General features: G+C 36.1%; 7 protein-coding genes and 1 pseudogene. 4 read left to right on the top strand and 4 right to left on the bottom strand.

All coding sequences use genetic code 11. From position 1 onward, the window contains the following. Window positions 1-755: helix-turn-helix domain-containing protein (locus tag ACJAT0_RS11775; RefSeq protein ID WP_415181811.1), on the bottom strand; the 755-nt coding region annotated here is incomplete at its 3' end. Window positions 756-873: 118 nt separating this feature from the next. Here ACJAT0_RS11775 and aceB point away from each other — a divergent pair. Beyond that, complete coding sequence (aceB, locus tag ACJAT0_RS11770; RefSeq protein WP_415181810.1) at window positions 874-2,472, top strand: malate synthase A; 1,599 nt, start codon at window positions 874-876, stop codon at window positions 2,470-2,472. A gap of 71 nt (window positions 2,473-2,543) precedes the next feature. Further along, window positions 2,544-4,175 (top strand): isocitrate lyase, encoded by a 1,632-nt coding sequence (locus tag ACJAT0_RS11765; RefSeq protein WP_415181809.1) that lies wholly within the window; start codon window positions 2,544-2,546, stop codon window positions 4,173-4,175. 324 nt (window positions 4,176-4,499) lie between these two features. Here the strand turns inward: ACJAT0_RS11765 and ACJAT0_RS11760 are convergent, their stop codons facing one another. Beyond that, the gene (locus tag ACJAT0_RS11760) at window positions 4,500-4,766 is read right to left on the bottom strand and encodes a hypothetical protein (RefSeq protein WP_415181808.1); all 267 of its coding nucleotides are present in this window, start codon (window positions 4,764-4,766) and stop codon (window positions 4,500-4,502) included. Window positions 4,767-4,770: 4 nt separating this feature from the next. Beyond that, window positions 4,771-5,370 carry a hypothetical protein gene (locus ACJAT0_RS11755; RefSeq protein ID WP_415181807.1) on the bottom strand — a complete coding sequence of 200 codons (600 nt, stop codon included), beginning with the start codon at window positions 5,368-5,370 and terminating at the stop codon, window positions 4,771-4,773. Between the two features lie 745 nt (window positions 5,371-6,115). Here ACJAT0_RS11755 and ACJAT0_RS11750 point away from each other — a divergent pair. Continuing rightward, window positions 6,116-6,364 (top strand): hypothetical protein, encoded by a 249-nt coding sequence (locus tag ACJAT0_RS11750; protein WP_415181806.1) that lies wholly within the window; start codon window positions 6,116-6,118, stop codon window positions 6,362-6,364. Between the two features lie 21 nt (window positions 6,365-6,385). Here the strand turns inward: ACJAT0_RS11750 and ACJAT0_RS11745 are convergent, their stop codons facing one another. Next, complete coding sequence (locus ACJAT0_RS11745) at window positions 6,386-7,027, bottom strand: protein-L-isoaspartate(D-aspartate) O-methyltransferase (protein ID WP_415181812.1); 642 nt, start codon at window positions 7,025-7,027, stop codon at window positions 6,386-6,388. A gap of 305 nt (window positions 7,028-7,332) precedes the next feature. On the opposite strand from ACJAT0_RS11745, the pseudogene ACJAT0_RS11740 reads away from it, so the two are divergent. Next, window positions 7,333-7,451, top strand: a pseudogene (locus ACJAT0_RS11740) (gfo/Idh/MocA family oxidoreductase); the annotation flags it as partial.

Below are 7,451 nucleotides of genomic sequence, written 5' to 3'. Positions count from 1 at the left end.
ATCCAAGGAAACGTGTACAACCGTTCTTTAACCTCTAGAAAATTATAAGCCAGTTCTTTTGCATAAATAAAGGTGCGCTGCGCTTCGTCTATTTCATTAGCAAGGAGTAAGGTTTTTGTTTTAGGAACAAATACAGACCGCAAACTACCCAATGCCTTGTGTTTACTCAATTCATTAGCCTCGATACTATATCCAAATTCCTCAATTAAGATGTCTTCTAAATCTTTAGAGCTTATTCGCTCCTCTAGATCTATGTGATAAGCTTTGGCAAACTTTAAAACACTTTGCTCTAGATCTTCAAAATAATTTTTATTTGCCTCTTGATAGGAACGCACTGAGGCGAGATAAAAACTCTCTCTACTAAAATTATAATGCTGTGCAATTTTAATTATGGTACTAATAAAGGCATTTACTTTAGCGGGAGCATTTGATATAATATCAATCAGATTACTCTCTTTAATTCCAAAAAGTTCTAAAGGTAGTTCTTTGAGGATTTTAGACCTCAATATATCCCCTATCGGCGCTAGGTTTTTATCCAGTTGTAAGGACACCATTTGATCATAAGACACTTCTAATTTGTCAGAAAGAAGAACTATCTTATCTGGTTTTGGATATTTTTTACCGTTTTCTATCTCATTCAAATAGGACTTAGATAAACCAGAAAGTTTTGATAAACCAAACAAAGATAAATTCTTGTCCGTCCTGATCTGCTTTAACTTTAATCCAAATATTAATTTAATATAATCTTCTTGCATGGAGCAAATATAAGAGTTTTTGCGAACTTTAATTTATTGCGAATATATGTTTTTAGCGAACGTTCGCTTGTTTATTTCAGTTCTTTGTTTTACTATTGCGGTATAAAACAATCCCGTTATGGAAAACAGCATTTTAAATTTTAGAAAACTAACCTATTCCACTAGTGTAGATAATTACTACCCTAAAATCTTATCAGATGAAGCCCTACAATTTTTAATCGCACTTCATGAAAAATTCCACACAGGACAATTAGAGTTACTAGAAAGTCGTGAGGAACAGCAAAAAGAATTTGATAAAGGTCTATTTCCTGAATTCCCAAAAGAGACCAAAGATATTAGAGATAAAGAATGGACAGCGGGTAACATTCCTCATGACTTACAAGATAGACGGGTAGAAATAACAGGGCCTGTGGATAGAAAAATGATTATTAATGCATTAAATTCTGGGGCTAAAACATTTATGGCCGACTTAGAAGACAGTAACGCACCTACTTGGAAGAACAGTATTCAAGGACAGCAAAACTTGATAGATGCAAACAAAAAGACCCTATCCTTAGAAGATCCAATACGAGGTAAATCGTACCGTTTAAAGGATCATACAGCTGTTCTTTTAGTGAGACCTAGAGGATTGCATTTGAACGAAAAGCATCTTATAATTAATGACAGAGAGGCTTCAGGCAGTCTGGTTGATTTTGGTCTTTATGTATTTCACAATACTAAAACCTTATTAGGTAATCATAGCGCGCCCTATTTTTATCTTCCAAAATTAGAACACTATTTAGAAGCGCGCTGGTGGAATGACGTTTTTACATTTGCTCAAGAATATTTACAGGTTCCTAGCGGTACGTTTAAAGCAACCGTTCTAGTAGAAACAATCACTGCAAGCTTTCAACTGGACGAGATTATTTATGAATTGAAGGACCATATTGTAGGTTTAAATTGTGGTCGCTGGGATTATATTTTTTCTTATATCAAAAAATTCAGAAACCATCCAGACTTTGTTGTCCCTAATCGCGATCAAGTAACCATGACATCGCCATTTATGGATGCGTACTCCAAACTGGTGATACAGCGTTGTCATAAACGTGGTATTCTAGCCATAGGTGGTATGGCAGCACAAATTCCTATTAAAAACAATCCAAAAGCCAATGCCATTGCTATGGAAACAGTTCGCAAAGACAAAGAACGCGAAGTGAAAAATGGTCATGATGGAACTTGGGTGGCACATCCTGCTTTAGTTGAAATAGCACTGACAGAATTTAATCAATACATGCCTGCATTAAATCAATTGCATGTCACACGGGAGGATGTCATTATTACAGAAGAGGATTTAATAGAACTACCCAAAGGTACCGTAACCGAAGCAGGGATTAGAAAAAACATCAATGTCAGCATCTTATACATGGAAGCTTGGCTGAGAGGTCATGGAGCTGTAGCACTTTATAACTTAATGGAAGATGCCGCTACTGCTGAAATTTCAAGAACTCAAGTATGGCAATGGTTAAAGAACGAGGTTGTACTAGGTGATGGAAGAAGGTTCAACAAAGAATTATATCAAGATTTATTTGATGATGAAGTAGAAAAAATTATTAAAGAGTTGGGTGAAGAAAAAATGGTAAACAGCAAATTTAAACTCGCTATAGAAATTTTCAATGAATTAATAATTGCAGAACCATTTGAAGAATTTTTAACGCTACCAGCCTATCAATACCTATAAAAACAATCCTGCGATTGCAGCAACAATCCACAGGATCTAATTATTAATCAAAAATAACATAGTACGAAATTATGAAGAATTTACCACAATCAAATTACAAATCTGTAGTACAGACAGTGATCGAGCTTAAAGAAAAGTATGGAGCTTCATGGGATACTGTTCGTCCTGAAAGTGTAGCGCGGTTAGTAACTCAAAATCGTTTTAAAACAGGCTTAGATATTGCCAGATACACAGCTGCCATTATGAGAAATGATATGGCGGCTTATGACGTAGATTCATCTAAATACACTCAATCTTTAGGGTGCTGGCACGGTTTTGTGGCACAGCAGAAAATGATAGCAGTAAAAAAGCACCACAAAACAACAAGCAAAAAATACCTGTATCTTTCTGGTTGGATGGTTGCCGCCTTACGTTCAGAATTTGGCCCATTACCAGATCAATCCATGCATGAGAAAACCGCTGTTCCTGCCTTGATAAAAGAAATTTATGATTTCTTACGTCAAGCAGATGCCATTGAGTTAAATGATTTATTTAAAAGACTTGAAAACGGCGAAGAGGTACAAGATCAGATTGACAACTTTGAAACGCACGTCGTCCCTATTATTGCGGACATTGACGCTGGTTTTGGCAATGAAGAAGCCACGTATTTGTTGACCAAAAAAATGATTGAAGCTGGCGCTTGTGCGATACAGATTGAAAATCAGGTTTCTGATGCAAAACAATGTGGCCATCAAGATGGAAAGGTAACGGTTCCACACGAAGACTTTATCGCTAAATTAAATGCTATTAGATATGCGTTTTTAGAGCTTGGCGTTGAAGATGGCATTATTGTAGCCCGAACAGATTCTGAAGGTGCTGGTCTTACCCAAAAATTACCAGTGAGCAAAGTATCAGGAGATATAGCTTCTCAATATTTAGCCTTTTTAGAAGTAGAAGAAATAGGGATCAACCAAGCTAAGGATGATGATGTTCTTCTTAAAAGGGAAGGCAAATTAGTACGACCTGTGCGATTAGCAAATGGTTTGTATAAATTTAAAAAGGGTTCCAACATCGACAGGGTGGTACTGGATTGTGTGACAAGTCTTCAGAACGGTGCCGATTTATTATGGATAGAAACACCTACACCAAATGTGGAACAAATTGCTCATATGGTCAACAGAATCAAAAAGGAGGTGCCTCATGCTAAATTGGTCTATAACAATTCACCGTCTTTCAACTGGACATTAAACTTTCGCAATCAGGCCTATGAAGAAATGCTTTCTGAAGGTGAAAATATGACTGCTTACGACAGAAATAATTTAATGGATGCCGCATACGATGATTCTGAATTATGCTACCGGGCTGATGAAAACATAAAAACCTTCCAAGCAGATGCTGCAAGAGAAGCTGGGGTTTTTCATCACTTAATTACGTTACCTACCTATCATACCACAGCTCTTCATATGAACGACCTCACCAAAGGATACTTTTCAGAAGAAGGCATGCTCGCTTATGTGAAAGGAGTTCAAAGACAAGAAATACGCAAAGGAGTTTCTTGTGTCAAGCACCAACGTATGGCAGGCTCTGATATAGGAGATGACCACAAGACATTTTTTGCAGGCGATATGGCTTTAAAAGCTGGTGGAGAAAATAACACCTCTAATCAATTTGAAGGGACCTCAAAAAACAACAAAGTAGAAGAAAAGTTAAGTAGTGTCGCTTGAGCCCTACCAATTATAGGATAAGAGCCTGTTAAAAAATGCGTTAGCTATTTTAGGTAACGCATTTTTTTTTAACCTCCGGAGCTAAGAATCTGATAAGAAATATCGCGTTTCTCTATAACGCTAATAAGAAAGTGACTTTGCAAGATCACAAATCTCCATCCAATTAAAAGCAAAAAAATGATCTAAAACTTAATAAAACAGCACAGGTAACAGAGCTGCTGCAACTAAAACTAAATTCTAAAGCATCATAAGATTAAAAAATCAGTATTCCGCTTTCGCGAAAGCGAAATCAGCTTACCATATGGAAACAGAAATTTGATCCATTTAAAGCAACTTACCCACTAAACTAACCAAAAACGCAACGCCTTTTTCGATACTCGCAATGGCAGCTGCTTTTTGATTGTTACTGCGTGTGGCATCGCTAATCTCCTGCAACACCTTCACTGCATTTGCATTGCTTATGCTACTTTCTGCCATAAACCTATCCATCTCTGATGTATTTAAGCTCGTTAATTTTGCTATTTCTTCGTTAAATTGTCGATCTGTCTGTTGTCCTGCCTTTTTTGCAAGTGCGTCCCAATTGATATTCATGACCTTATTTTTTTAAACTGTTTGCTATTTGAAGTAATTGATCTACTGTTCTACCGGAGTCTTTTAATAATTTTTCTAATTTTAAATCAATATTGGACACCGTTCCCGGGGATACTCCGGCAAGGTTTTCTATAGCCATTAATGCCGTACTCTCAGAAGATTTAAGTTTCACGGCAGAATCAATTAAACCTTGTAACACAGCAGTAGAGGTTGTGTAAGAAGCATAATTGGCGTTTAATTGGCGCAAAATATTTTGTTGCTCTACACGTAAAATTCCTTGAAGTGAATCTCGCTTTTTATTAATTACAGGTAAGATACTTTGAAGTATATGAGGTAATGCTACCTTATAATCAAGAGAATCTGGAAGCAATTGCTCATAATTATTAATTATTGCTGGTGTGTATTGATGCGTTATAAAATCATTAATACGTTGCTCTCGCTCGGTATATAATTGATTGATTAAAGAGGTGTTTAAATCATGCATCCCGTTTGCCTCTTTAATAATCTCTTTACTTAGAACAGATGTAGAGGCTGGTATAGTGGCACAAGACCCCAGTATTAAAAAAGTCCAAATGAACATCAAAGTTTTATAAAGTGTTTTCATATTAGTTTGATTTAACTTGTTTAGATGGTATAAAAATAAATTCCATCGCATCTATGTCTACCTGCTATACAGAAAAAAGAGCGCCTTTAGAAAAACCTCGTATAGGTGCCAAAAGACTTTTATTAAAAGATTACCTATTTTCATAGTTCTTTATAATAAGGTTTCCAATCTCTAACATCATAAGACCAGATATAATTACTAAAACTACCTGTGCTATGCACACATAACATCCCTAGGTATTAAGATACTATTTTTAACGGCAGTTCTTACATTTTTAAGTGAATAAAATAGAACACCTCAACAAGCTATAGTAGAAACATACCCATAATTCCACAGTGACTAGTACCACTAATTATGCAAAAACCCTTTATCCAGAGACCCATTAGTTCCTTAGGATGATTTCCCTGTTTCTATAAATGCCTGAAGGAATAAGAGGGCTAGCATCATAAAGATGGCTAACTAAAAGACGTTTTCTCAGCAGGGATGTAAGGGTATCAGTAACTCTTTATCCAAATGTATATTCGATAGGTTTGAGTGAAGTTAAAGTGACATTTTCACCATGTAACTGGTCGCATGGATAAAAACATGATGGAATGAAGTACTATTAAAGTGATTTTTATATATTTCTGATGTAAAACTAAGATGGAAATTTTAAAATTTTAAATTTTCTAAATAATAACACTCTAAAATAGCGCGCCTATTAGAACTTTTCTTGCTTATTTATTTATCAAAAAAAATTGGTAAAATGTTGGCATCAAAAGCACACAAAAAAGCTGGGTACATTGCAGTTTTTGTAATCACATGGATTGCTGCAGAAGTTGGAGGTGGCGCTACAGGCGTTGTTTTATTTCCCGAAGCTCCAATAGCTATGTACGGTGTTTCATTTTTAGGCGGTGGCGCAGCATATTTTGCTAATTATTTCTTTGCAAAATCGCTCCCTGATTCCACTCCTGTTGATCTGCTAAATGAATTCGGCACTTCACAAGAACAGTAAGATTCTATAGAGGTTTCACCTCTAATTCTTACCGCCCAAAAACGGTACAAATCTAAACTCACCAAAAGTCTCTTTAGAGAAATCAGTAGCACTTTCTCGTATAATCAAGGTCATGATTTGAGGATCGCTTCCTACTGGAATGACCAGCCTACCTCCTATCTTGAGTTGGCCCAATAAAGTTTGCGGGATTTCTGGAGCGCCACAGGTCACAATTATAGAATCAAATGGAGCTTCTTCTGGAAGGCCTTTATAACCATCACCAAAAACATATTTCCTCGGTCTGTAATTCAGCTTCCTAAATAGTAAATTGGTCTTTTTATACAGCTCATTTTGACGCTCAATGGTATATACCTGTGCTTTCATTTCTAGCAGAACGGCACATTGATAACCACTTCCAGTTCCTATTTCCAGTACTTTGTCTCCAGCTTTAAGTTCAAGCAACTGACTTTGAAAAGCCACCGTATAAGGATGTGAAATCGTCTGATCTGCTCCTATAGGAAAAGCCTTATTTTGATAAGCGTGCTCTAAAAAAGAGCTGTCCAGAAACAAATGTCTAGGCACCTGATTCATCGCATCTAGAACTGCTGGATCGTGAATTCCTTTCGAACGCATCAAATCTACCAACAGGCGACGTTTTCCTTTATGTATATAATTATCTTTGATGGGTCAAAAATAGCTGCAAGACACCAACTTTCAACTGCTTATTCCTATCTTTTTTCAATAAATAATTCTCAGTAAAAAAAACTAAATAACCCTTGTAATTTTAATTTATAAGAATAAACAATACCTTTCTTTCCTTTTAAGCAAAGGAGTAACCGCAACAGCGCCCTGCTTTATTTTTCTAATTCTTCTAAATAAAAAGACTTTCATTTCCTTTTCCAATACATTAAAAAGATAATTAGCACAAGATTCCCTCTCCTAATGATTATTTACCGATCATTTTGCTATTTTTACAAAAACGCAACATGATGCTTAAAGTCGGAGTTCTCGGTGCTGGTCACCTAGGTAAAATTCACCTTAAATTATTACAACAAAGCAAGAGATACGACCTTATAGGTTTCTATGATGCCAGTGCAGAGATTGCCGC

Source organism: Nonlabens sp., assembly GCF_047636915.1.
Classification (GTDB): Bacteria; Bacteroidota; Bacteroidia; order Flavobacteriales; family Flavobacteriaceae; genus Nonlabens.
The sequence above is the reverse complement of the archived record's forward strand: the minus strand, read 5'-3'. Positions and strand labels throughout refer to the sequence as shown.

Coding starts and splice junctions, on each gene's coding strand:
- ACJAT0_RS11765 (WP_415181809.1), top strand. CDS start 2,544: ATGAAGAATTTACCACAATCAAATTACAAATCTGTAGTACAGACAGTG.
- ACJAT0_RS11750 (WP_415181806.1), top strand. CDS start 6,116: ATGTTGGCATCAAAAGCACACAAAAAAGCTGGGTACATTGCAGTTTTT.
- aceB (WP_415181810.1), top strand. CDS start 874: ATGGAAAACAGCATTTTAAATTTTAGAAAACTAACCTATTCCACTAGT.
- ACJAT0_RS11760 (WP_415181808.1), bottom strand. CDS start 4,766: ATGAATATCAATTGGGACGCACTTGCAAAAAAGGCAGGACAACAGACA.
- ACJAT0_RS11755 (WP_415181807.1), bottom strand. CDS start 5,370: ATGAAAACACTTTATAAAACTTTGATGTTCATTTGGACTTTTTTAATA.